General features: G+C 69.5%; 16 protein-coding genes. 8 read left to right on the top strand and 8 right to left on the bottom strand.

Features of this window, described 5'->3' with window-relative positions:
- The first annotated feature begins 281 nt into the window (after nt 1-281).
- The 3 genes from AB0H78_RS27725 to AB0H78_RS27715 all read left to right on the top strand — a co-directional run bounded on the left by AB0H78_RS27725 (nt 282) and on the right by AB0H78_RS27715 (nt 3,924).
- Nucleotides 282-1,871, top strand: coding sequence for a glycoside hydrolase family 13 protein (locus AB0H78_RS27725; RefSeq protein ID WP_363237331.1), 1,590 nt, complete (start codon nt 282-284; stop codon nt 1,869-1,871).
- Nucleotides 1,872-1,896: 25 nt separating this feature from the next.
- Nucleotides 1,897-2,931, top strand: coding sequence for a LacI family DNA-binding transcriptional regulator (locus AB0H78_RS27720; RefSeq protein WP_363237330.1), 1,035 nt, complete (start codon nt 1,897-1,899; stop codon nt 2,929-2,931).
- 219 nt (nt 2,932-3,150) lie between these two features.
- Nucleotides 3,151-3,924: a phosphatase PAP2 family protein gene (locus AB0H78_RS27715; RefSeq protein ID WP_363237420.1), complete on the top strand. Its 774-nt coding sequence runs from the start codon at nt 3,151-3,153 to the stop codon at nt 3,922-3,924.
- 3 nt (nt 3,925-3,927) lie between these two features.
- Here AB0H78_RS27715 and AB0H78_RS27710 read toward each other — a convergent pair whose 3' ends face one another.
- Nucleotides 3,928-6,915: a bifunctional [glutamine synthetase] adenylyltransferase/[glutamine synthetase]-adenylyl-L-tyrosine phosphorylase gene (locus tag AB0H78_RS27710; protein WP_363237328.1), complete on the bottom strand. Its 2,988-nt coding sequence runs from the start codon at nt 6,913-6,915 to the stop codon at nt 3,928-3,930.
- Nucleotides 6,916-7,134: 219 nt separating this feature from the next.
- Between AB0H78_RS27710 and AB0H78_RS27705 the strand changes: the two genes are divergently transcribed.
- Nucleotides 7,135-9,150, top strand: coding sequence for a PIG-L family deacetylase (locus tag AB0H78_RS27705; protein ID WP_363237327.1), 2,016 nt, complete (start codon nt 7,135-7,137; stop codon nt 9,148-9,150).
- Between the two features lie 82 nt (nt 9,151-9,232).
- On the opposite strand, the gene AB0H78_RS27700 is transcribed toward AB0H78_RS27705, so the two are convergent.
- Both AB0H78_RS27700 and AB0H78_RS27695 read right to left on the bottom strand, forming a co-directional pair.
- On the bottom strand, nt 9,233-10,594 hold the full coding sequence (locus AB0H78_RS27700) for a glutamine synthetase family protein (RefSeq protein ID WP_363237326.1): 1,362 nt from the start codon (nt 10,592-10,594) through the stop codon (nt 9,233-9,235).
- 114 nt (nt 10,595-10,708) lie between these two features.
- Nucleotides 10,709-12,223, bottom strand: a complete 1,515-nt coding sequence (locus tag AB0H78_RS27695) for an FMN-binding glutamate synthase family protein (RefSeq protein WP_363237419.1) — start codon at nt 12,221-12,223, stop codon at nt 10,709-10,711.
- Between the two features lie 130 nt (nt 12,224-12,353).
- Here AB0H78_RS27695 and AB0H78_RS27690 point away from each other — a divergent pair, with 130 nt between their 5' ends.
- The 3 genes from AB0H78_RS27690 (at nt 12,354) to AB0H78_RS27680 (ending at nt 15,712) form a co-directional block, all read left to right on the top strand.
- Nucleotides 12,354-13,001, top strand: coding sequence for a DUF3105 domain-containing protein (locus AB0H78_RS27690; protein WP_363237325.1), 648 nt, complete (start codon nt 12,354-12,356; stop codon nt 12,999-13,001).
- A 17-nt stretch (nt 13,002-13,018) separates the two neighbouring features.
- Nucleotides 13,019-13,645 (top strand): DUF305 domain-containing protein, encoded by a 627-nt coding sequence (locus tag AB0H78_RS27685; protein ID WP_363237418.1) that lies wholly within the window; start codon nt 13,019-13,021, stop codon nt 13,643-13,645.
- A 120-nt stretch (nt 13,646-13,765) separates the two neighbouring features.
- Nucleotides 13,766-15,712, top strand: coding sequence for a S53 family peptidase (locus AB0H78_RS27680; RefSeq protein WP_363237324.1), 1,947 nt, complete (start codon nt 13,766-13,768; stop codon nt 15,710-15,712).
- Here AB0H78_RS27680 and AB0H78_RS27675 read toward each other — a convergent pair whose 3' ends face one another.
- The gene (locus AB0H78_RS27675) at nt 15,713-17,158 is read right to left on the bottom strand and encodes an APC family permease (RefSeq protein ID WP_363237323.1); all 1,446 of its coding nucleotides are present in this window, start codon (nt 17,156-17,158) and stop codon (nt 15,713-15,715) included. It lies immediately after the preceding gene.
- 107 nt (nt 17,159-17,265) lie between these two features.
- Between AB0H78_RS27675 and AB0H78_RS27670 the strand changes: the two genes are divergently transcribed.
- Nucleotides 17,266-19,017, top strand: a complete 1,752-nt coding sequence (locus AB0H78_RS27670) for an NAD+ synthase (protein WP_363237322.1) — start codon at nt 17,266-17,268, stop codon at nt 19,015-19,017.
- Nucleotides 19,018-19,292: 275 nt separating this feature from the next.
- Here AB0H78_RS27670 and AB0H78_RS27665 read toward each other — a convergent pair whose 3' ends face one another.
- The 4 genes from AB0H78_RS27665 to AB0H78_RS27650 form a co-directional block, all read right to left on the bottom strand.
- The gene (locus tag AB0H78_RS27665) at nt 19,293-20,507 is read right to left on the bottom strand and encodes an MFS transporter (protein ID WP_363237321.1); all 1,215 of its coding nucleotides are present in this window, start codon (nt 20,505-20,507) and stop codon (nt 19,293-19,295) included.
- Between the two features lie 84 nt (nt 20,508-20,591).
- Nucleotides 20,592-21,620, bottom strand: a complete 1,029-nt coding sequence (locus tag AB0H78_RS27660; protein WP_363237320.1) for an endonuclease/exonuclease/phosphatase family protein — start codon at nt 21,618-21,620, stop codon at nt 20,592-20,594.
- 155 nt (nt 21,621-21,775) lie between these two features.
- A complete protein-coding gene (locus AB0H78_RS27655) occupies nt 21,776-22,393 on the bottom strand; it encodes a TetR/AcrR family transcriptional regulator (protein WP_363237319.1) in 618 nt (205 codons plus the stop codon).
- Nucleotides 22,394-22,425: 32 nt separating this feature from the next.
- Complete coding sequence (locus AB0H78_RS27650; protein WP_363237318.1) at nt 22,426-24,027, bottom strand: MFS transporter; 1,602 nt, start codon at nt 24,025-24,027, stop codon at nt 22,426-22,428.
- Nucleotides 24,028-24,208 lie beyond the last annotated feature (181 nt).

The following is a 24,208-nucleotide window of genomic DNA, read 5'->3' as shown; positions in this document are numbered from 1 at the left end:
CTTCAACAGGTGCCGCTCCATCACGGCGCCGGGTTGCGAGGAACGTAACAAGGTTGAAAGAAGACCGAAAGACTTTGCGGCAGATTTCTGCAAGAGGCCGTCTTCGTTACCTCAGCGTGTCCCACCGGTTGCCGTTCCGGCCCTTGTCACACAGGGGTTAATGGCTTTCCACCTGCTGCCGCGCGCCTCGCAACGACTACCGCAAGGTCTTGCAAGGCTGTTACTTTCGATCAGCAACGGCGTTGATCCCGTACAAGCAAGCCCCAGGAAAGGGACTGTCCATGCCGCAGCAGCTCCGCCCCTCCGCCGCCACACCCACCCGCACCGGATGGTGGCGCGATGCCGTCATCTACCAGGTGTACGTGCGGTCCTTCGCGGACAGCGACGGCGACGGCATCGGCGATCTCCGCGGCATCCGCGACCGGCTGCCGCATCTGGCCGGACTCGGCGTGGACGCCCTGTGGATCACCCCCTTCTACGCCTCCCCCCAGGCGGACGGCGGCTACGACGTCGCGGACTACCGGACCGTCGACCCGCTCTTCGGTGACCTGGGCGATGCGGACGACCTCCTGCGCAGGGCCCACGAACTCGATCTCCGGGTGATCGTGGACATCGTCCCGAACCACACCTCCGACCAGCACGCCTGGTTCCGAGCCGCGCTCGCGGACCGGGACGGGGGTCCGGCCCGCGAGCGCTACCACTTCAGGCCCGGCAGGGGCCAGGACGGCGAACTCCCGCCCAACGACTGGGAGTCGGTCTTCGGCGGGCCCGCCTGGACGCGCACCGCCGACGGCTCCTGGTATCTGCACCTCTTCGCCCCCGAGCAGCCCGACCTCAACTGGGACCACCCCGAGGTCCGCGCCGAGTTCGAGTCCGTCCTGCGCTTCTGGCTCGACCTGGGCGTCGACGGCTTCCGTATCGACGTCGCACACGGCATGGTCAAGGCGGCCGGCCTCCCCGACGTCGGCTCCCGCGACCAGGCGCGCCTCATCGGAGGCAAGGAGCTCCCGTTCTTCGACCAGGACGGCGTCCACGAGATCCACCGCTCCTGGCGGCAACTGCTCGACGGTTACGAGGGCGAGCGCATCGGCGTCGCCGAGGCCTGGGCCCACACCCCCGAGCGCCTCGCCCGCTACGTGCGCCCCGACGAACTCCACCAGGCCTTCAACTTCGCCTTCCTCAAGTGTCCTTGGGACGCCGCCGAGATGCGCCGCGTCATCGACAGCTCCCTCGCCGCGGCGGGCGCGGTCGGCGCCCCCACCACCTGGGTCCTCTCCAACCACGACGTCGTACGCCACACCACCCGCCACGGCTCCCCCGACCGGGCCCGCGCCGCCGCCCTGCTGATGCTGGCGCTGCCGGGATCCGCGTACGTCTACCAGGGCGAGGAGCTCGGACTGCCCGAGGTCACCGACCTCCCCGACGAGCTCCGCCAGGACCCGTCCTTCTTCCGCAGCGAGGGCCAGGAGGGGCTGCGCGACGGGTGCAGGGTCCCGATCCCCTGGACGCAGGAGGGGCCGAGTTACGGCTTCGGGCCCGCGGGAAGCTGGCTCCCCCAGCCCGCCTCGTTCTCCGAGCTCAGCGTCGAGGCCCAGTCCGGCGACCCCCGCTCCACCCTGGAGCTCTACCGCAGCGCACTCGCCCTGCGCCGGAAACTCGACGGCCTCGGAGACGGCGGGATGGAGTGGCGCGATGCCCCCGAGGGCGTCCTCTCCTTCGCCCGCCCCGGCCTCCTCTGCACCTTCAACACCACACCCCACGCGGCCCAACTCCCCGTCCCCGGACGGCTGCTCCTCTCCTCCTCCGACCTCGAATTCGCAGGCGGCGATGTCCGCATTCCCGGCGAATCCTGCACCTGGTGGGCAATCTGACATGCGACCGGTACAGTCCAACCCTGTGACCGCACGGCTAGCCGACATCGCTGCCCAGGCGGGGGTCAGCGAAGCAACGGTGAGCCGGGTCCTCAACGGCAAGCCCGGTGTTGCCGCGACCACCCGTGAATCCGTACTCGCCGCTCTCGACGTCCTGGGTTACGAGCGCCCCGTCCGCCTGCGCCAGCGCAGCGCGGGTCTGGTCGGGCTGATAACTCCCGAGCTCGAGAACCCGATCTTCCCGGCCCTGGCCCAGGTCATCGGCCAGGCTCTGACCCGTCAGGGCTACACCCCGGTTCTCGCCACCCAGACCCCCGGCGGCTCCACCGAGGACGAGCTCACCGAGATGCTCGTGGACCGCGGCGTCTCGGGCATCATCTTCGTCTCCGGACTGCACGCGGACACCACCGCCGATATGCGGCGCTACGAGCAGCTGCGTGCGCAGGGCGTGCCGTACGTCCTGGTCAACGGCTTCTCGCCGAAAGTGCAGGCGCCCTTCATCTCCCCCGACGACCGGGCGGCGATGCGCCTGGCCGTCACCCATCTGGCCTCGCTGGGCCACACCCGGATCGGTCTTGCGCTCGGCCCGCGCCGCTTCGTGCCCGTACTGCGCAAGATAGAGGGCTTCCAGGCGGCGATGCAGGACCGCTTCTCCCTCTCCCCCACCGAGAGCGAAAAGCTCATCCAGCACTCCCTCTACACCCTGGAGGGCGGTCAGGCCGCCGCCGGCTCGCTCATCTCGGACGGCTGTACGGCGGTGGTCTGCGCCAGCGACATGATGGCACTCGGTGCCATCCGCGCCGCCCGTCAGCTCGGCTTCGAGGTCCCCCGTGACATCTCGGTCGTCGGCTTCGACGACTCGCCGCTCATAGCCTTCACCGACCCGCCGCTGACCACCATCAGGCAGCCGGTCACGGCCATGGGCCAGGCGGCCGTGCGGGCGCTCCTGGAAGAGGTCGGCGGCACTCCCGCACCGCACAGCGAATTCGTGTTCATGCCCGAACTCGTCGTCCGGGGATCCACTGCGTCCGGAGCAGCGGGAGCTCGTCCACAGGGATGAGCGGGTGCGGTCCGGACCCGACCGAGGGATGATCTGTGAGCAGCCCCGCATCTGGCAGACTGTCTCCCTATGGGTGCTGTGTCTTCCCGGGGGACGACCCCCGGACCCCCGGCCGTACAAGCAGTCCGGCCCAATGAGCCGGGCCCATCCCGCATGGTGATTTCCATGGAGCCTGCTGCACAGACCACCGAGAGCCGCCCGGAGTCCCCGCACAGCTCAATGGCACCACCCGCCCGGCCCAGCACGCTGATGGGGCGCCTGCGTACCCCCCGCCGACCGCGGATCTGGTTCGAAGTCCTTCTGATCGCGGTCAGTTACTGGACGTATTCGCTGATCCGCAACGCCGTTCCCGAGCAGAAGTCCCAGGCTCTGAAGAACGCCGACTGGGTCTGGAGCGTCGAGAACCACCTCTCCATCGCCGTCGAGCAGAGCATCAACCATGCCGTGAATTCGGTGACATGGCTGATCGTGGGGATGAACTACTACTACGCCACGCTGCACTTCGTCATCACCATCGGCGTCCTGGTCTGGCTGTTCCGCTTCCACCCCGGGCGGTACGCGGCGGCCCGCCTCGCCCTCTTCGCCACGACCGTCGTCGCGCTCGCCGGCTACTACCTCTACCCGCTGGCCCCACCCCGCCTGATGAACGGCGGGCACTTCATCGACACGGTCCTGGTGCACCACACCTGGGGCTCGATGGCCTCGGGCAATCTCAAGAACATGTCCAACCAGTACGCGGCGATGCCCTCGATGCACATCGGCTGGTCCCTCTGGTGCGGCCTGATCATCTTCGCCCTGGCGAAGGCGCCGTGGGCGAAGATCCTGGGCCTGCTCTACCCGACGGCGACCCTGCTGGTGATCGTCTCCACGGCCAATCACTTCTGGCTGGACGCGGTGGGCGGCATGCTCTGCCTGGCCTTCGGCTTCACGGTCGCCCGCCTCTGGTACGGAGCGCTCCCGCACCGCCTCCCCCGGCTCCCGGCCCCCCGCTAGCCGCTAACCCCCGTAGAACCGCTCCTCGACGACCGCGCGTGCCCTGCGTGTGATGCGGCGGTAGTCGTCCAGCATGTCGCCGACATGCCCGGGCTCGTATCCCAAATACCGCCCCACGGCGCCCAGTTCGCGCCCGTCGGAGGGGAAGGTGTCGCCTGCCCGGCCCCGTACGAGCATGACCGCGTTGCGCACCCGGGTCGCGAGGACCCAGGCCTCGTCCAGGGTCTGGGCGTCCTCGGTGGGGATCAGGCCTGCCGCATGGGCCGCGGCGAGCGCCTCGCGGGTGCGGGTGGTGCGCAGGCCAGGCTCGGCCCAGCCGTGCTGCATCTGCAGGAGCTGGACGGTCCACTCGACGTCGCTCAGGCCGCCTCGGCCCAGCTTGGCGTGGAGCGTGGGGTCGGCGCCGCGCGGCAGGCGCTCGGACTCCATACGGGCCTTGAGCCGGCGGATCTCGCGGACCGCGTCCTCGCCGATGCCCTCCGGCGGATAGCGGAGCGGGTCGATCAGATCGATGAAGCGTGCGCCGAGCTCGGGGTCGCCCGCCATCGGCTCGGCCCGCAGCAGGGCCTGGCTCTCCCAGACCAGCGACCAGCGCCGGTAGTAGGCGGCGTACGAGGCCAGGGAGCGGACCACGGGACCGCTCTTGCCCTCCGGGCGCAGGTCGGCGTCGATGAGCAGCGGGGGGTCCGCGGTGGGGATCTGGAGCAGCCTGCGCATCTCCGCGACCACCTTGTTCGCCGCCTGCGCCGCCTCGTGCTCGTCCACGCCCTCGCGCGGCTCGTGGACGAACAGGACGTCCGCGTCGGAGCCGTATCCGAGCTCATGGCCGCCGAAGCGGCCCATGCCGATGACCGCGAAACGGGTGGGGAGCAGGTCTCCCCACTCCGCGCGGACGGCGGCGCGCAGCGCGCCGGCCAGGGTGGCCGCGTTCAGATCGGTGACGGCGTTGCCGACGCGGTCCACGAGGGCTCCGGGGTCCTCCTCGGCTGGATTCTCCTCCGTGCCGTACGAACCGATGAGGTCGCCCGCCGCCGTACGGAAAAGCTCCCGGCGCCGGACCCCGCGCACCGAGGCCACCGCGCCCTCGGCCGTCTCCGCACGCCCGACCGCCGAGAGCACCTCCTGCTCCAGGGCCTGGCGGCCGCGCGGTTTCAGTCCCTCGGAGGCGCCGAGCAGCGCCACTGCCTCGGGTGCGCGGAGCAGCAGGTCGGGGGCGAGGCGGCCGGCCGAGAGGACCCGGGCGAGGTTCTCCGCGGCCGCCCCCTCGTCCCTGAGCAGGCGCAGATACCAGGGGGTCTTGCCGAGCGCGTCGGAGACCTTGCGGAAGCCGAGCAGCCCGGCGTCCGGGTCGGCGGAGTCCGCGAACCAGCCGAGCAGGACCGGCAGCAGCGTCCGCTGGATGGCCGCCTTGCGGGAGACCCCGGAGGAGAGCGCCTCCAGATGACGCAGGGCCGCCACCGGGTCGGCGTAACCGAGCGCGGTCAGCCGCTGCCCGGCCGCCTTGGGGCTGAGCCGTGTCTCACCTGGCGCCAGCTGGGCGACGGCGTCCAGGAGCGGCCGGTAGAAGAGCTTCTCGTGCAGCCTGCGGACCACGGAGGCATGACGGCGCCAGGCCTTGTTGAGCTCGGTGACCGGCTCGGCCCGCAGACCCATCGAGCGGCCCAGGCGCCGCAGATCGGCCTCGTCCTCGGGGACGAGATGGGTGCGCCGCAGCCGGTAGAGCTGAATGCGGTGCTCCATGGAGCGGAGGAAGCGGTACGCCTCGTCCAGCTGGGCCGCGTCCGCCCGCCCCACGTAACCGCCCGCGGCCAGCGCTCCGAGCGCCTCCAGGGTCGAGCCGCTGTGGAGCGTCGCGTCGGTGCGGCCGTGCACGAGCTGCAGCAGCTGTACGGCGAACTCCACGTCCCGCAGCCCGCCGGGACCCAGCTTCAGCTCGCGGTCCACCCGGTCGGCGGGGATGTTGTCGACGACCCTGCGGCGCATCTTCTGCGCGTCGGGGACGAAGTTCTCCCGCTCGGAGGCCTGCCACACCAGCGGATTCACCGCCTCGATGTACTCCGCCCCCAGCTCCTCGTCACCGGCGACGGCGCGGGCCTTGAGCAGCGCCTGGAATTCCCAGGTCTTGGCCCAGCGCTGGTAGTACGCCAGATGGCTGGAGAGCGAGCGCACCAGCGGGCCGTTGCGGCCCTCGGGGCGCAGGTTCGCGTCGACCGGCCAGATGGTGCCCTCGATGTTCGTCTCGGAGCAGATCCGCATCAGATGCGACGCGAGCCGGGTCGCGGCCTGCAGGGCCTTGGCCTCGTCCGCGCCGTCCGCCGGCTCCCCCACGAAGATCACATCGACGTCGGAGACGTAGTTCAGCTCGTGGCCGCCGCACTTGCCCATCGCGATCACCGCGAGCCTGCAGAGCGCGGCATCGGCGGGCGCGGCCGTGGATGCGATGGCGAGGGCGGCACGCAGTGTCGCGGTCGCCAGGTCGGCCAGCTCGGCGGCGGCCTGCGCCACGTCGGTCGTGCCGCAGACATCACGGGCCGCTATGGCCAGCAGGCACCGCCGGTAGGCGACCCGCAGCGCGACGGGGTCGTCCGCCCCTGCGAGGCCGCGCTCGAACTCGGCGACCCCCGGATGGAGGTCGGCCGTCTCGTACGTCACGAGCGCGTGCCAGTCCGAGGGATGGCGGGCCAGATGGTCGCCCAGCGCCTCGGAGGCGCCGAGGACCCCGAGGAGCCGGTCCCGCAGCGGCTTGGCGGCGACCAGGGTGTCGAAGAAGACGCGCCGCTCGTCGGGCTCCTGGGCCTCGGCGATCCGTACGAGACCGAGCAGGGCCAGATCGGGGTCGGCGGTGGCACCCAGGGCGTCCAGGAGCACCGGATCGGCCCGTACGGGAGCGAGCTCATGGGCGTCGAGCAGGCGCTCGGCGGCGGAGGGGTCGGTGAAACCGTGCCGCAGCAGCCGGGTGAACGTACTGCTCCTGCGCCCGGGCACCGTCATGCCGCCGCCTTCCATGGCCCTGGATCACGCTTCGGATTCCGAGCCTAGCCTCCAGGTCCGACAGCCTCCATGGGCCGGGCTCCCCGAGAGGCGGGTGACGCGGGCAACGGCTATTGCTGGGTGCAGGCGATGAACCGAATCGGCCGATCACCCCTCTTCACGACTGATCGGGTACCGATACCGGCTTCTCCGCCGTTCCAGGACAAAGGCGCACTCCTTATGACATCGTTCCGCCGCCATGGGCCTCTTGCCATGCTGCTCATAGCCGTCGCGGCGGGAACCGCTGCTGTCATCGGGACCGAGTCTGCGACCTCCTCCGCGCCCACGGTCAGGGCCAACGAGCCGATCGTGCAGCCGGTGCGCACCACCCATCAGTCGGTGATGCAGATCCTCGCCCACGAGGACGACGACCTGTACTTCATGAACCCCGACGTCAGCCAGGCGATCGCTTCGCACTCCAGCGTGACCTCGGTATATCTGACCGCGGGCGAGGCCGACGGCATCAACATGGCGGGCGGCAAGCGCGCCGGGAACCACCCTGCGGCGAACAAGGCGAAGTACGCGGAGGCCCGGCAGAACGGCATCCGCGCGGCGTACGCGCAGATGGCGACCGGCAACCGCAACAGCCCCTGGCAGCGCACCACGATCCCCACCGCGGGCGGCGGCACCGCCGAGCTCGACGTACTCAAGACGCGCCCTCAACTGAGTCTGGTGTGGGTGCAGTTGCACGAGGCGGGCAGCGTCGCGGCGTACCGCCCGCACAGCCTGCACGGACTGTGGGACGGCGAGGTGAAGACGCTCGGCTCCCAGCTGTCCTCCGACACCCCGGTCGAGGACCGTTTCTCGTACACCAAGCCCGAGGTCGTCTCGACGATCGCCGGACTTCTGGAGCGCTTCCAGCCGACCGCCGTACGCCTGCTCGACCCGACGCCGGGGCGCAACCAGAAGACCGGCAGCCTGCTCGACCACCAGGACCACGTGTACACCGCGCGGTTCGCCCAGGCGGCGCTCGCCCAGTACGCGAAGTCCAAGCACCACGCGCACTTCACGGTGCAGAACTACCTCGGCTACTTCACGGGCAATCTGGCGCACTCGCTGGACCCGGCGAACGCGGCCGCCAAGCGGCGCACCGTCGAGACGTACGCGTGGAAGGACAACCACTCCAACTACTGCAAGTCCTCGGCCGGTTGCGGCGACCGCAAGGTGGCGGCCCACGTCAACAGCCACGACTGGACACAGTCCGTGCGCTACACCCGCGGCGAGTCCACCTCCTGGCTGCAGCCGGGCGCCGACGGCAGCCTGACCGCCTTCGGCGTGCTCGACCAGCGCCTCGCCGTCTGGCACCGCTCCCCCGGCATCGACGGCACGTGGTCGGCGCCCGCGCTGAAGCCCGGCTCCGGCATCGACCCCGGTGTCTCCACGGTGATGCTCCCGAAGGGGCGGATCGCGGTCTTCGGCACGCGTACGACGATCGGCAGCGAGCCCTCCGACTACCGCCGCGATGTCGTGCTCACCGTGCAGAAGACCCGCGGCGGTCCTTTCGGCGCCTGGCACTCGCTCGGCACCCCCGAGCTCGCCGACCACTTCGGCACCTCCGACATCAGCGCCCCCGCGGTCGCCGTGGGCAAGGGCGGCCGGCTCACCGTCTATCTGCGCAACAGCACCTTCGGTCTCAGCGCCCGCGCCCAGCAGCCGGACGGCGGCTGGGCCAAGTGGCACTCGATCGGCGGCGCCAACCTGCACGGCGACCCCGCCGTCGCCACCGACAAGGCGGGCCGCGTCCATGTCTTCGCCGCCACCCTGAAGTCGGTGGCGGCCTGGACCCAGGCGAAGCCGGGCGCCGCGCTGAAGGGCCCGCTGCGCACCGGCCTCCCGACGACGACGCTGCCGCTGACCGCGCGCGCGGAAGGCGACGGGGTGCGGGTGTACTTCCGTAAGACCGACTCGGGAGATGTACGGACCGCCCTGGTCACCGGCGGCGCGACGCTCGCGTACTCCCCGGTCACCGACGCGGGCGGCGCCAAGGGCTTCGGACCGGTGAGCGCCACCGGCAAGACGCTCGCCGCCCGCACGGGCTCGGGCCACCTGGGCACCGCGCCCACCGCGACGGACACCTGGACCCAGGACAACTACCTCTTCGCGGGCGCCCCCGCGCTGGTCACCGACAGCTCGGGGGCGGCAAGCGTGGCCGCGGTGGGCCTCGACGGAAAGCTGCACTGGAACCGCGTGAGCTGACCACCCCGACCGAACCACCCCGTCCCCACACAGGAGCGGGCCCCCGGCAGAAGCCGGGGGCCCGCTCTCGTACTTCCGGCGGCTACAGCACCGGGAGGTTCTTGCGGAGCTCGAAGGCGGTGACCTCGCTCCGGTACTCCTCCCACTCCTGCTTCTTGTTGCGCAGGAAGAAGTCGAAGACGTGCTCGCCGAGCGTCTCGGCGACCAGCTCGCTGCGCTCCATCAGCGCGATCGCCTCGCCGAGGTTCTGCGGCAGCGGCTCGATGCCCATCGCGCGCCGCTCGGAGTCCGAGAGCGCCCACACGTCGTCGTCGGCGCCGGGCGGGAGTTCGTAGCCCTCCTCGATGCCCTTGAGGCCCGCCGCGAGGAGCACGGCGTACGTCAGGTACGGGTTGGCGCCCGAGTCGATGGAGCGGACCTCGACGCGCGCCGATCCGGTCTTGCCCGGCTTGTACATCGGGACGCGGATCAGGGCCGAGCGGTTGTTGTGGCCCCAGCAGATGTACGAGGGCGCCTCGCCGCCGGCGCCCGCCGTGCGGCCGCCGCCGCCCCAGATGCGCTTGTAGGAGTTGACCCACTGGTTGGTGACGGCGGAGATCTCGGCGGCGTGCTTGAGCAGACCGGCGATGAAGGAGCGGCCGACCTTGGAGAGCTGGTACTCCGAGCCCGACTCGTAGAACGCGTTGCGGTCGCCCTCGAAGAGCGAGAGGTGGGTGTGCATGCCCGAGCCGGGGTACTCCGAGAACGGCTTCGGCATGAAGGTGGCCTGGACGCCCTGCTCCAGCGCGACCTGCTTCATGACCAGGCGGAAGGTCATGATGTTGTCGGCGGTCGACAGCGCGTCGGCGTAGCGGAGGTCGATCTCCTGCTGGCCGGGCGCACCCTCGTGGTGGCTGAACTCGACCGAGATGCCCATCGACTCCAGCATGGTGATCGCCTGGCGGCGGAAGTCCATGCCGACGTTCTGCGGGGTGTGGTCGAAGTAGCCGGAGTTGTCGGCGGGGGTGGGGACGGTCCCGTCGAGCGGCTTGTTCTTCAGCAGGAAGAACTCGATCTCCGGGTGGGTGTAGAAGGTGAAGCCCAGGTCGGAGGTCTTGGCGAGGATCCGCTTCAGGACGTAGCGCGGGTCGGCGAAGGACGGCGAGCCGTCCGGCATCAGGATGTCGCAGAACATCCGGGCGGTGCCCGGGGCCTCGGCGCGCCAGGGGAGGATCTGGAAGGTGGAGGGGTCCGGCTTGGCGATCATGTCGGATTCGTAGACGCGCGCGAAGCCCTCGATGGCGGAGCCGTCGAAGCCGATGCCCTCGTCGAAGGCCTGCTCCAGCTCGGCGGGTGCGACGGCGACGGACTTGAGGAACCCGAGGACATCGGTGAACCACAGCCTCACGAAACGGATGTCGCGCTCCTCGAGCGTGCGGAGCACGAATTCCTGCTGCTTGTCCATATCTGCTGTTCCTACCCATCCTCGCCGGTCAGGCCGCCCCTGACGCCCCGAGCATTGCATGCCATGGTTTCGGGCGCGTTGCCCGCCGCCTCTGGCCCATTGTGAGGTACGTCGCTATGCGATGAAGGTGTCCGGGTCACTGGTTTCCCAGGCCCGCTGCCACTCCGCGGGCAGCGGATCACCGGAGACCAGCTGTCCGGGCTCCAGCCAGGTGAGCAGTTCCTCGTACGAGGCCACCTCGTGGTGGGAGATCCGGCGCTGCAGCATGTGCGGGCGCAGCTGGGCCGGGTCGTCGACGCCCATCGACGCCATGATCTTCATCGCGCTGCTCACGGTCGCCGCCTGGTAGCGGTGGACCCGCTGGTACTTGTCCTCCACGTCCAGCGCGTGCGCGCGCCGCGGGTCCTGGGTGGCCACCCCGACCGGGCACTTGTTGGTGTGGCAGCGCTGGGACTGGATGCACCCGACGGCGAACATCATGGCGCGTGCCGCGTTGGTGTAGTCCGCGCCGTGGATGAGCCGCTTGACGATGTCGGAGCCGGTGGCGACCTTGCCGCTCGCCCCGATCCGCACCCGGTCGCGCAGTCCGACCCCGACCAGGGCGTTGTGGACGATCCCGAGCCCCTCGGTGAGCGGCATCCCGACGTGGTCGGCGAACTCCATGGGGGCCGCGCCTGTGCCGCCCTCCGCCCCGTCGACGACGATGAAGTCCGGGGTGATGTCCTCCTCCACCATGGCCCGGCAGATCGACAGCACGTCGCGGCGGCTGCCCACGCAGAGCTTGAATCCGGCCGGTTTGCCGCCGGCGAGCTCGCGCATCCGGCCGATGAAGCGGATCAGTTCGCGCGGGGTGTGGAAGACCCGGTGGTAGCCGGGCGAGACGACGGTCTCGCCCTGGGGGACCTCGCGCACCTCAGCGATCTCGGCGTTGACCTTGGCGCCGGGCAGCACGCCGCCCATCCCGGGCTTGGCGCCCTGGGAGAGCTTCAGGGAGACACAGCGCACGGTCTCCCCCGCCGCCTTGCGCGCGAACTCCTTCTCGTCGAAGCCGCCGTCGGGCGTACGGCAGCCGAAGTAGCCGGTGCCGATCTCCCAGACCAGGTCGCCGCCGTGCTCCAGGTGGTACGAGGAGATCCCGCCCTCCCCGGTGTCGTGCGCGAAACCGCCCGCCGCGGCGCCCCGGTTGAGCGCGAGGATCGCCTGCGCGGAGAGCGAGCCGAAGCTCATCGCGGAGACGTTCAGCAGAGCCATGTCGTACGGCTGCGTGCAGCCGGGGCCGCCGATGCTCACGCGCGGGGCCTGTTCGGGGACCGGGCGCGGGGCGACGGAGTGGACGAAGAACTCGTATCCCGGTGCGTAGACGTTCAGTTCGGTGCCGAAGGGGTCCTGGTCGGCGGTGCCCTTGGCGCGCTCGTAGACGGTGGAGCGGGTGTCACGGTCGTACGGCATCCCGTCGTAGTCGCGCTCGATGAAGTACTGCTGCATCTCCGGGCGGATCGTCTCCATGAGATAGCGGAGATGTCCGACGACGGGGTAGTTGCGCAGCAGGGAATGGCGGCGCTGCAGTACGTCGTACGTACCGACGGCGGCAGCGGCCGCGGCTGCGGCGATCAGTCCTTTTCGCACCAGGGTTCCTCCTCGGCTCCGAACTGTTCAGGTCCCCCGTTCGCGTATGCCTATACCATCTCGGGCCATGGGGGGCCTGCGGCACAACCGGGGCCTCAAATGCCTCGCCCGTTACCGCAGAAGGACGCAGATCATGGCCTCCACCAGGACCTCGAAGAACGACCGCAAAGCGCGAATAGAGGAGATGCGCCGCGCCGAGCAGGCGCGCGAGCGGCGCAGTCGCATCATCGCGATCACCGTGAGCGTGGCGGTCGTCGCCGGTCTGGTCGGTTTCGGCGCGTACATGCTCAACAAGGAGTCGGACAAGAAGGACGCGAAGGCTTCGGCGGCCAAGGCGCCCGTCAAGGGCGAGAAGGACTGGGACGCCAAGAAGCTGGGGCGCAACCACGTCAAGACCGTGGTCACGTATCCGATGCACCCGCCCGTCGGCGGCGACCATCTCCAGGTCTGGCAGAACTGCAACGGCGATGTCTACACCAAGGCGCTCAACGACATGAACGCGGTGCACTCGCTGGAGCACGGCGCGGTGTGGGTGACGTACACGGACAAGGCCCCGGCGGGCGATGTGAAGAAGCTCGGCGACAAGGTGAAGCAGACCCCTTACTCGCTGATGAGCCCGTACCAGAACCAGTCCGGCGCGATCATGCTGTCCGCGTGGGGCAAGCAGGTCACGGTGGACAGCGCGGACGACCCGCGGGTCGACCAGTTCTTCACCAAGTACGTGCAGGGCGCGCAGACCCCGGAGCCGGGCGCAGCGTGCACGGGCGGGCTGTCCCAGTGACGCTGACGCGGACCCGGATGGCCGCCGTCGCCGCGGTCGTCCTCGCGCTGCTGTTCGCGGCCGCCGCGACGGTGGCCTCGGCCCGCAGCGACGGTTCGTCCTCGACCGCGGACAGCACGCCGGCCGGGGACTCCGCGGACGCCGGCTTCGCGCGCGACATGTCGGTCCATCACCAGCAGGCGGTGGAGATGTCCTTCATCGTCCGGGATCGTACGGACAATGCCGAGATCCGGCGCCTCGCGTACGACATCGCCAACACCCAGGCCAATCAGCGCGGCATGATGCTGGGCTGGCTGAACCTGTGGGGGCTGCCGGTGACCGACGCCGGCACACAGCCCATGTCCTGGATGGGGATGGGGGAAGAGCCGCCCACGAACGGCGCCCTGATGGTGGGGATGGCGACGAGCGCGCAGCTGCAGAAGCTGGGCAAGGCCGGCGGGAAGCAGGCGGAGATCCTCTATCTGCAGCTGATGACCGCGCACCACAAGGGCGGCATCCACATGGCCGAGGGCTGTGTGGAGCTGTGCAAGGTTCCGGTGGAGAAGAAACTGGCGCAGGGGATGGTCGACGCGCAGCAGTCCGAAGTGCTGCTCATGGCCGATCTGCTCAAGGCGCGCGGGGCGACGGCAACTGCTGCCCGGTGACTCTCACTTGATCTCTTCTTGACCAATGCATACCCCTGACGTGAACAGTTCATCGGCAAGGTGGCCTCTGCACGCGTCTATGCGCGTCCACCCACAATGAACCGCACCACAGGGGGTTCCATGAGTTCTCGCCGCACCAGAGTGCGCGCCGGTCTGAGCCTGGCAGCGACACTGCCACTGCTCGCCGGCGCGCTCGCGCTGTCCATACCCACGGCCAGCGCCGACACCGGACACGGCCGCCACGCGCTCCAGGGCACCAAGCCCACCTGGGCGACGTCTTCCGCGGACCGCGGCGCCACGGCCGATTCGAGCAAGGTCAGCGCACGCGTCTATCTGGCCGGGCGCGACGCCCAGGGCCTGGCGGCGTACGCACGCGCGGTGTCCGACCCGCAGTCCGCCTCGTACGGGAAGTACCTGAGCGCGAAGCAGACGCAGGCCCGCTTCGGCTCGACCCCGGCGCAGGTCAAGCAGGTCACCGACTGGCTGAAGTCCGCGGGCCTCACGGTCACGGGTTCCAACCAGCACTACGTCTCGGTGTCCGGCGATGTCGCCGCCGCCGAGAAGGCCTTCTCCACCCAGTTCCACAACTACCGCAAGGGCAGCCACACCTACCGCGCCCCCACGGGCACGGCGTCGGCTCCCCAGTCGCTGCAGAACGTGGTGCTGACGGTGGTCGGCCTCGACAGCGCGCCGCACGTCGTCAAGCACGACGACACGCTGCCGCCGCCGGAGGCCGTCTTCCGCAACGCGGGCCCGTTCTCGTCGTACTACGGCTCGAACGTCAACAAGAAGCTCCCGAGCGCCTACGGGTCCAAGGCCCCGTACGCGATCAAGGGCTACACCGGCAAGCAGCTGCGTGCCGCCTACGGTGCCGGCGACAAGACCGGCAAGGGCGTCACCGTCGCGATCACCGACGCGTACGCCTCGCCGTACATCGCCCAGGACGCCGCCAAGTACGCCTCGCTCAACGGCGACAAGGGCTACAAGAAGGGCCAGCTCTCCCAGGTCCTTCCGGCGGACTACACCAAGGTCGAGGAGTGCGGGGCCGCGGGCTGGTACGGCGAGGAGACCCTCGACGTCGAAGCCGTGCACGGAGTGGCACCCGACGCGAACATCGTCTACGTGGGCGGGGCCTCCTGCTACGACGACGATCTGCTCGACTCCCTCTCCAAGGTCGTCGACAACCACCTGGCCGACATCGTCTCCAACTCGTGGGGCGACATCGAGGCCAACCAGACCCCGGCGCTGGCCGCCGCCTACGACCAGGTCTTCCAGACCGGCGCGGTCGAGGGCATCGGCTTCTACTTCTCCTCCGGTGACAACGGTGACGAGGTCGCCAACACCGGGACGAAGCAGGTCGACACCCCGGCCAACTCGGCGTGGGTGACGGCGGTCGGCGGTACCTCGCTGGCCGTGGGCAAGGGCGACAAGTACAGCTTCGAGACCGGCTGGGGCACCGAGAAGGCCACGCTGTCCGCTGACGGCACGAGCTGGACCGGCTTCCCCGGAGCCTTCACCTCGGGCGCCGGCGGCGGCACCAGCGCGACGGTGGCGCAGCCGTTCTACCAGCGCGGTGTGGTCCCGAACTCGCTCGCCAAGGCGAACGGCAAGTCGGCCATGCGCACCGTTCCGGACATCTCGGCGGTCGCCGACCCCAACACCGGTTTCCTGGTGGGCCAGACCCAGACGCTGCCCGACGGCACCCTGGGCTACGACCAGTACCGCATCGGCGGCACCTCGCTGGCCGCTCCGGTCATCGCGGGCGTCCAGGCGCTGGCGCAGCAGGCACGTCACGGCATCCCGATCGGCTTCGCGAACCCGTCGATCTACAGCCGTTACGGCACCGGGCTGTACCACGACGTCACGGACCACCCGCTGGGCCAGGGCCAGGGTCTGGGCGTCGTACGGAACGACTTCGCCAACAGCACGGACGCCTCCGACGGCATCCTGACCTCGATCCGCACGCTGGGTCAGGACAGCTCGCTGAAGGCGGTCGTGGGGTATGACGACGTCACCGGCGTCGGCTCCCCGGCGAAGGGCTACGTGAGCTCGTACAGCAAGCGCTAGTCACGCCTGCGTTCGGTGCTCGGGGTGCACCCAGGATTCCTTCCGGAACTTCAGGAGGGCGACCGGGGCCAGCACTCCGAGCACCAGCAGTCCGCCGCCGACGATGAGCAGATAGCGCCAGAGCGGGTCGTTGCCGAACTGGTCCGGCGGTACGAAACCGATGACCAGCGCGGCGAGCGAGGCGACGAATCCGACGCTCGCGACCCAGGTGACGGCCGGCACCCGGAAGCCGCGTACGACGTCCGGCTGCTTCTTGCGCAGCACGACGATGGCGACGAACATCAGCAGATACGCGATGAGGTAGATCTGCACCGTGATGACGGAGAACATCCAGTACTGGCTGGAGACGTCCGAGCTGAACGCGTAGAGGATCCCGATCAGGGTGGTGAGCACGCCCTGCGCGACCATGATGTTCTGCGGCACCCCGAACTTGTTGAACTTCTGCAGCCAGGGCGGCAGATACCCCTCCTGGCGCGAGATCATCAGCAGCCCCTTGGAGGGCCCGGACAGCCAGGTGAGCATCCCGCCGAGCGAGGCGGCGACGACCATGATGCCGACGACCTTGGTCATCCAGCCGACGTGGAAGTAGTCGAAGAAGGCCTGGAAGGCCTGCATCAGACCGGCGGTGAGGCTGAGGTCCTTGGACGGCATGACCCAGCTGATGGCGAGCGCGGGCAGGATGAAGATGAGCAGGACGAGCCCGGTCGCCAGAAAAATGGACCTCGGGTACTGGCTCCCGGGCCTGCGGAGCGACGAGACATGGACGCCGTTCATCTCCATGCCCGCGTAGGACAGGAAGTTGTTGACGATCAGCACGAGGCTGGCGAGCCCGGTCCACGGCGGCAGCCAGTGGCTCGGGCTCATCGGGGCGGCGGAGGGATTGCCCTGCCCGAGGAAGACGAAGCCGAGGACGACGAGCAGGACGCCGGGGATCAGTGTGCCGATGATGAGCCCCGCGCTGGAGAGCCCTGCGACGGTCCTGGTGCCGCGGGACGAGATCCACACGCCGGTCCAGTAGACGACGATGATGACGATCGCGATGTAGAGCCCGTTGTCGGCGAGGCTCGGGTCGATGACGTACGCGAAGGTCGAGGCGACGAAGGCGAGCAGGCTCGGGTAGTAGGCGATGGTCATCGCGAACTGGCACCAGACGGCGAGAAAGCCGAGCGGCTTGCCGAGCCCCTCGCTCACCCACCGGTAGATCCCCCCGGACCACCCGGAGGCGAGCTCGGCGGAGGCGAGCGCGGTGGGGACCAGGAAGACGACGGCAGGCAGCAGATACAGAAAGATGGCCGCCAGCCCGTAGATGGCCATCGAGGGCGAGGGCCGCAGACTGGCGACGGACGCGGTGGTCATCAGCGCGAGGGTCACCCAGGAGATGAACTGCCGCTTCGTACCGTCGCCGGCGGGGATCTCGTCGTCCTGTACGGCTTCCGTGGTCGTCATGGGCCCATGATCAGCAGCATGCGGCGGGGTCGCATGCTGTCGGGGTCCGTATGGGAAACCGGCCCGCGCCAGGACATCGCGTCAGAAAGACGATTAGACTGGGGGCCGTGCCTCAACTACGCCTCGCACTGAATCAGATCGACTCGACCGTCGGCGATCTCACCGGGAACGCCGAGGCGATCCTCCACTGGACCCGGCACTCCGCCGGGCAGGGTGCCCACCTCGTGGCGTTCCCCGAGATGGCGCTGACCGGCTACCCCGTCGAGGACCTCGCGCTGCGCTCCTCCTTCGTCGAGGCCTCGCGGGCCGCGCTCAAAGCACTCGCGCGGCGGCTCGACGACGAGGGGTTCGGGGAGATTCCCGTCGTCGTCGGGTACCTCGACAAGACCGAGCAGGCCCAGCCCCGCTACGGCCAGCCGGCCGGCGCACCGCGCAATGCGGGGGCCGTGCTGCACCGGGGGCAGGTCGCGCTGACCTTCTCCAAGCACCACCTCCCCAACTACGGCGTCTTCGACGAGTTCCGCTACTTCGTGCCGGGCGAGACCCTGCCCGTCGTACGCGTCCACGGCATCGATGTCGCGCTCGCCATCTGCGAGGACCTCTGGCAGGACGGCGGCCGTGTGCCGGCCACCCGCAGCGCCGGGGCCGGGCTGCTGATCTCCATCAATGCCTCGCCGTACGAGATGAACAAGGACGACCAGCGCCTGGAGCTGGTGCGCAAGCGGGCCCAGGAGGCCGGGTGCACCACCGCCTATCTCGCGATGATCGGCGGCCAGGACGAGCTCGTCTTCGACGGGGACTCGATCGTCGTCGACGCGCGGGGTGAAGTCATCGCGCGCGCCCCGCAGTTCAGCGAGGGCTGCGTGGTCCTCGACCTGGAGCTGCCCGCCGCGGGCGCGGTGCCGAGCGGTGTCGTGGACGACGGGCTGCGCATCGAGCACGTCACCCTCGGCGAGGAGCCGCTGCCCGCGTACGAGGCGGAGTACGTCGGCGGATACGCCGAGCGGCTCGACGACGACGAGGAGCTCTACACCGCGCTGGTCGTGGGCCTGCGCGCGTACGCCGCCAAGAACGGCTTCAGCTCGCTCCTCATCGGCCTCTCCGGCGGCATCGACTCCGCGCTCGTCGCCGCCATCGCGTGCGACGCGGTCGGCCCCAAGAACGTCCACGGCGTCTCGATGCCCTCGAAGTACTCCTCGGACCACTCGCGCGGGGACGCCGCCGAGCTCGCCCGGCGTACCGGCCTCAACTACCGGACCGTCGCCATCGAGCCGATGTTCGACGCCTACATGGGCGCGCTCCCGCTCACCGGTCTCGCCGAGGAGAACCTGCAGTCCCGCCTGCGCGGCACCACACTGATGGCGATCTCCAACCAGGAGGGCCAGATCGTCCTGGCCCCGGGCAACAAGTCCGAGCTGGCGGTGGGTTATTCGACGCTCTACGGCGACTCGGTCGGGGCGTACGGACCGATCAAGGACGTCTACAAGACGGCGGTCTTCCGCCTCGCCGAGTGGCGCAACCGCGCCGCCGCCGAGCGCGGCCAGACCCCGCCGATCCCCGAGAACTCCATCTCCAAGCCGCCCAGCGCCGAGCTGCGCCCCGGCCAGGTGGACACCGACTCGCTTCCCGACTACCCCGTCCTGGACGCACTCCTGGAGATGTACGTCGACCGCGACCAGGGCCGCGAGGCGATCGTCGCCGCCGGGTTCGACGAGGAGCTCGTTATCAAGACCCTGCGGATGGTGGACACGGCGGAGTACAAGCGGCGCCAGTACCCGCCGGGCACCAAGATCTCCCCCAAGGGCTTCGGCAAGGACCGGCGGCTGCCGATCACCAACCGCTGGCGCGAGAGCAGTTAGGGGGTGTCCGGCGGATCAGGTCGCTCTTGCTCGGCGTTGAACCTTTCACTTCTGGTGAGCGGTGGTCTGGTGCGCTCCGTTCGCTTCGCTCTCTCCGCCTCGGCTCTTTGATTCATCCTTCGGATGCCGAGCGCAGCCGCAAGGCGGAGGAGGGCGGCAACGCGAATGGGGTCTCCCCTGCTCTTTAAGAGCTTGGGGAAGTTGACAACTGACGACAACGCGGCAGATGTGCGTGCCAGACCGGCGCGACCGCGGGATGATCCGCCGGACACCCCCTAGAGGCGGGCGGCCTCGCGTTCGTGCGCGGGCCGCGCCTCTTCTCGTACGGGAACGAATGGCGTCCGCGCCCGCCGGTCGACCCGTGCCGCGCCCACCGCGAAGGCCAGGCCGAGCACGGCGAGACCGGCGCCCGCGACGGCGGGCGAGACATAGCCGAAGCCCGCGGCGATCGCGACGCCGCCGATCCAGGCGCCGCCCGCGTTCGCCAGGTTGAAGGCGGCCTGGTTGGCGGAGGAGGCGAGCGAGGGCGCGCCCTGGGCCTTCTCCATGACCATCAGCTGGAGCGGGGAGCCGGTGACGAAGGCCGCCGCACCGAGCAGGACGACGCCCAGTCCGGCGCTCCACGGGGCCCGCATGAGCAGCGGGAAGAGGGCGAGGACCAGGGTGAGCGCCCCCAGCCCTCCGTACAGCGTGCGCTGCAGCGAGCGGTCGGCGAGGCGCCCGCCGAGCAGATTGCCCGCCGTCGCGCCGACGCCGAAGAGCGCGAGCAGGATCGTCACGCTGCCTTCGGAGAAGCCCGCGACCTCGGTGAGCATCGGGGTGATGTAGCTGTACGCGGCGAAGAGCGCGCCGAAGCCGACGACCGTGGTGCCGAGCGCCAGCCAGAGCGGCAGGGTGCGGAAGGCGGCGAGTTCGCGCCGTACGCCTGCCGCCTTCGGGTCCGCGGCGATGGCCGGGACCAGGGCGACGATCGCGGCGATGGCGACGAGGCCGATCGCGCTGACCGCCAGGAAGGTGGCACGCCAGCCGAGGTGCTGGCCCATCAGCGTCGCGGCGGGGACGCCGATGATGTTGGCGATGGTCAGACCGAGGAACATCATCGAGACCGAACGGGCCTTGCGCTCGGGGGCGACCAGACCGGTGGCGACCACCGCGCCGACGCCGAAGAAGGCGCCGTGCGGGAGCCCGCTGAGCACCCGGGCCGCGAGCAGCCAGTCGTAGCTCGGCGCGAAGGCCGAGAGCGCGTTGCCGACGACGAAGAGCACCATGAGACCGATGAGCACGGTGCGTCGCGGCAGCTTCGCGGTGAGCGCGGCGAGCAGCGGGGCGCCGATGACGACGCCCAGCGCGTACGCGGAGACGAGGTGTCCTGCGGCGGGGATGGTGGTGTGGAGATCGGACGCGACATTGGGCAGCAGGCCCATCATCACGAACTCGGTGGTACCGATCCCGAAGGCTCCGATGGCCAGCGCAAGCAGGGCCAGGGGCATGAAAGACCTTTCAGTGTCCGTATGTATAGCTACGGAACAAAGTCTCTCAGAGAAAAAGTCCCTGCTCGTAAACGGCGGATTGCGTCAGATCTGCACGCGGGCGGCGATCGGGAGATGGTCGCTGTCCGTCTGCGGCAGCGTCCACGACGACATCGGCTTCACGCCCTTGACCATGATCTGGTCGATCCTCGCCATCGGGAAGGACGCGGGCCAGCTGAAGCCGAAGCCGTTGCCCGCCGCGCCCTGGGTGGAACGCATCTGGGAGGTGATCGCGTTCAGCGAGCGGTCGTTCATGGTGCCGTTGAGGTCACCGAGGAGGATGACCTTGCCGGTGGTGTCGGCGGCGATCGCATGGCCGAGCGCGTCCGCGCTGGCGTCGCGCTGCGATGCGGTGAAACCGGCGTCGAGCTTCACGCGCACCGAGGGCATGTGGGCGACGAAGACCGCGACCTTGCCGGCCGGGGTCGCCACCGTGGCACGCATCGCGCGGGTCCAGCCCATCTGGATGTCGACGGAATCGGTGTTGCTCATCGGGTACTTGGACCAGAGGCCGACCGTGCCCTGCACCGAGTGGTACGGGTAGGTGGACGCGAGGGCGTCCTCGTACGTCGAGACCTTGCCCGAGGGGATCTCCTGGAGCGCCAGGACCTGCGCGCCCGAGGCCGCGACCGCCTTGGCCGTGCCCACGGGGTCGGGGTTGTCGGCGTTGACGTTGTGCGTGGCGACGGTGAGGTTCCCGCCGGAGTTCTGCTTGTCGGTGAGGAGCCCGCCGAAGAGGTTCAGCCAGACGATCACCGGCAGCAGCAGGGCGATCAGCGCGGTCGCCGAGCGGCGGAGCAGCGCGAAGAGAAGGATCAGCGGGATGCCGATCATGCCCAGCCAGGGCAGGAAGGTTTCGGTGAGACTGCCGAGGTTGCCGATCCGGTTGGGGATCTGTGCGTGGAAGAGCATCAGCAGCGCGATCAGGACCGCGAGGCCCGCCAGCACGAGGCCGCGCCGCCAGATGTCCCGGTCGCCGCGCCAGCGGCCGCCGAACAGGCGCCGGGGTCCGGATCCCGGCCGCTCGTCGTCCGAGCCTTCGTTCCCCGTCTCCTCCATGTACGCCTGCGCCATTCCGCTGCCCTCGCTGCCTTGCCGTGCACGCCGTCCCCGCCTCAGACCCTAGGCGATGGGACGGCGCTTTTCCCCGCCGTCCGTGGACGGCCGTACGGTCGTCAAGACGGCGGAGCGGCCACCACAGGTTGCACCTGTGACACAACGCGCACATCTCAGAGCTGCGGCTTCAGCCCCTGCAGAGCAAGATCCACCAGCCGCTCGGAGAGATCTTCGGGCAGTTCCGCGTCCGGCCGCATGACCGTACGGAGCAGCATCGGCCCGACCAGGATGTCGTTCAGCACATCGATGGGGACGTCCGCGCGGATGGCCCCTTCCGCGACGCCGCGTGCGATGAGCTCGCGACCCATCTCGCGCCGGGCCACGACCACGGTGTCGTGGTAGACGTCCCACAGCTTGGGCGAACTCTTCATCTGTGCAAAGACGTTGTGCAGGAGCGCAGACGAGCGCTGGGCGAGCCCCCGCTGGCGCAGCGATTCGAGCATGGCCACCAGATCGTCACGTACGGAGGTGCCCGGCAGCGGCGGATCCACCGGCTCGATCGCCTTCATGACGTCGCACAGCAGCTCCTCCTTGCCCTTCCAGCGCCGGTAGATGGTGGCCTTGCCGACGCCGGCCGTGCGGGCGATGCGCTCGATGGAGATCTCGGTGAGAGGCGCGCCCTCTTCGAGCAGATTCACGACAGCCTCGATGATCGACCGCTCGACCGCTTCGGAACGCGGCCTGCCGCGGCGGATCTCCTGCCGTACGTCTTCCTGCTCGGTCGAGGACACGCCCGCTCCACCTCTCATCGCACCGGCCGCCGTCAGTCGCTGCCGATTGTCGCCGACACCGGCTCCTCGGCCTGCGCCTTCGCCTCCGCAGGAGGCTTCCCGGGCAGGAAGAGGGCCACCACGACCGTACCGATCAGCGCTACAGCCGCACCACAGAGCGCGGTGGTGTGCATGGCGTCCAGGAAGGACTGGTGGGCCGGGCCGACGAGCGCCTGCCCCTTGGGGCCGAGCTTGGCGGCGACGCCGAGCGTGGCCTCGATGGACTCCCCCGCGGTGTGCCGCAGGTCCGCCGGGAGCAGACCGAGCTTGTCCTCGACTCCACTGCGGTACGCGGCGGACAGCACCGAGCCGAGCACCGCGATGCCCAGCGCACCGCCGACCTGGCGGAAGGTGTTGGAGAGCGCCGAGGCGGAACCGGCCTTCTCACGCGGCAGCGCCTGCATGATCACGACGCTGGTGGGCGTCATGATGTGCGCCATCCCGGTGCCCATCAGGAAGAAGATGACCTCCAGCTGCCAGATGGGCGTGTTCTCGTCCAGGATCGTGAAGGCGGCCAGCATCGCGGCGATCGTGAGCATTCCCGCGGTGCAGACGGCCTTGTTGCCGAAGCGGGCGACGACCAGGCGGGCGCGCGGCGAGAAGATGATCTGGGCCGCGGCGAGCGGCAGCATCAGCAGGCCGGTCTGCAGGGGCGTGTAGCCGCGGATGGACTGGGTGTAGAAGACCGAGAAGAAGGTCACGCCCATCAGCGCGAAGAAGACCAGGCCGATCGCGGCGATGGCCGCCGAGAAGACCTTGTTCTTGAAGTAGCTGATGTCGATGGACGGGTGGTCGCTGCGCTTCTCGTACAGCACGAAGCCGATCAGCACGACGAGGCCCGCGCCCGCGGTGGCCAGGACGGCCGGGTCGGTGAAGTCGGCGAGCTGGCCGCCCTTGATGATTCCGTACACGAGCAGGACGAGGCCGACGACGGAGAGCAGCACGCCGACGAGGTCGATCCGGCCCGGCTTGGGGTCGCGCGAGTCCGGGACGAGGAAGACCATCAGGGCGATCGCCACGATGACGATCGGGACGTTGATGAGGAAGACCGAGCCCCACCAGAAGTGGTCGAGCAGCACACCGCCGGTGATCGGGCCGATCGCGATGGCGAGGCCGACGCCGCCGGCCCAGATGCCGATCGCCTTGGGCTGCTCGTCGCGCTCGAAGACGTTCATCAGGATCGCGAGCGTCGCCGGCATGACGAAGGCCGAGCCGAGGCCCATCAGGGCGCGGAAGATGATGAGCTGGACCGGCGAGCCGGAGGACGCGGCGAGCGCCGAGCCGATGCCGAAGACCGCGAGGCCGAAGAGGAGCATCTTCTTGCGGCCGAGGCGGTCGCCGAGGAGGCCCGCGGTGAAGAGCAGCCCCGCGAAAACCAGGGTGTAGGAGTTGATGGCCCACTCGAGCTCACCCTGGGTGGCGCCGAGGCCGACGGGGTCCGGGGTCGAGATCGTCTTGATCGCGACGTTCAGGATCGAGTTGTCGAGGACGACGATCAGCAGGCTGAGCATGAGTACGGCGAGGATGGCCCAGCGGCGCCGGTGGACTGCTTCGGGTATGCGGGGCGCTGCGGGGGCCCCCGTGGATGTAGTCATGGCGTAAAGACTAGGCCATTTACGATACGAGACCGTCTCGTATTGGAAAGTCTTTACCCGCGCGCTGCGCGAATGTCTGGATAGGTGAACTCGACCTTGCCTATATAGGCAAGGTCGAGTTCACCTATCCAGACAGGGAGCCCGCACACCGGGGGCGCCGTACTGGCGATCTTCTCGATCC

Source organism: Streptomyces sp. NPDC050738, from assembly GCF_040654175.1.
Taxonomy (GTDB): Bacteria; Actinomycetota; Actinomycetes; order Streptomycetales; family Streptomycetaceae; genus Streptomyces.
This window is presented reverse-complemented; position numbering and strand designations above follow the sequence as displayed.

Bases quoted from the DNA above. Each gene is read 5' to 3' on its own strand.
- AB0H78_RS27715 (WP_363237420.1), top strand. From the start codon at position 3,151: ATGGCACCACCCGCCCGGCCCAGCACGCTGATGGGGCGCCTGCGTACC.
- AB0H78_RS27710 (WP_363237328.1), bottom strand. From the start codon at position 6,915: ATGACGGTGCCCGGGCGCAGGAGCAGTACGTTCACCCGGCTGCTGCGG.
- AB0H78_RS27705 (WP_363237327.1), top strand. From the start codon at position 7,135: ATGACATCGTTCCGCCGCCATGGGCCTCTTGCCATGCTGCTCATAGCC.
- AB0H78_RS27685 (WP_363237418.1), top strand. From the start codon at position 13,019: ATGGCCGCCGTCGCCGCGGTCGTCCTCGCGCTGCTGTTCGCGGCCGCC.
- AB0H78_RS27690 (WP_363237325.1), top strand. From the start codon at position 12,354: ATGGCCTCCACCAGGACCTCGAAGAACGACCGCAAAGCGCGAATAGAG.
- AB0H78_RS27675 (WP_363237323.1), bottom strand. From the start codon at position 17,158: ATGACGACCACGGAAGCCGTACAGGACGACGAGATCCCCGCCGGCGAC.
- AB0H78_RS27660 (WP_363237320.1), bottom strand. From the start codon at position 21,620: ATGGCGCAGGCGTACATGGAGGAGACGGGGAACGAAGGCTCGGACGAC.
- AB0H78_RS27680 (WP_363237324.1), top strand. From the start codon at position 13,766: ATGAGTTCTCGCCGCACCAGAGTGCGCGCCGGTCTGAGCCTGGCAGCG.
- AB0H78_RS27700 (WP_363237326.1), bottom strand. From the start codon at position 10,594: ATGGACAAGCAGCAGGAATTCGTGCTCCGCACGCTCGAGGAGCGCGAC.
- AB0H78_RS27665 (WP_363237321.1), bottom strand. From the start codon at position 20,507: ATGCCCCTGGCCCTGCTTGCGCTGGCCATCGGAGCCTTCGGGATCGGT.
- AB0H78_RS27725 (WP_363237331.1), top strand. From the start codon at position 282: ATGCCGCAGCAGCTCCGCCCCTCCGCCGCCACACCCACCCGCACCGGA.
- AB0H78_RS27650 (WP_363237318.1), bottom strand. From the start codon at position 24,027: ATGACTACATCCACGGGGGCCCCCGCAGCGCCCCGCATACCCGAAGCA.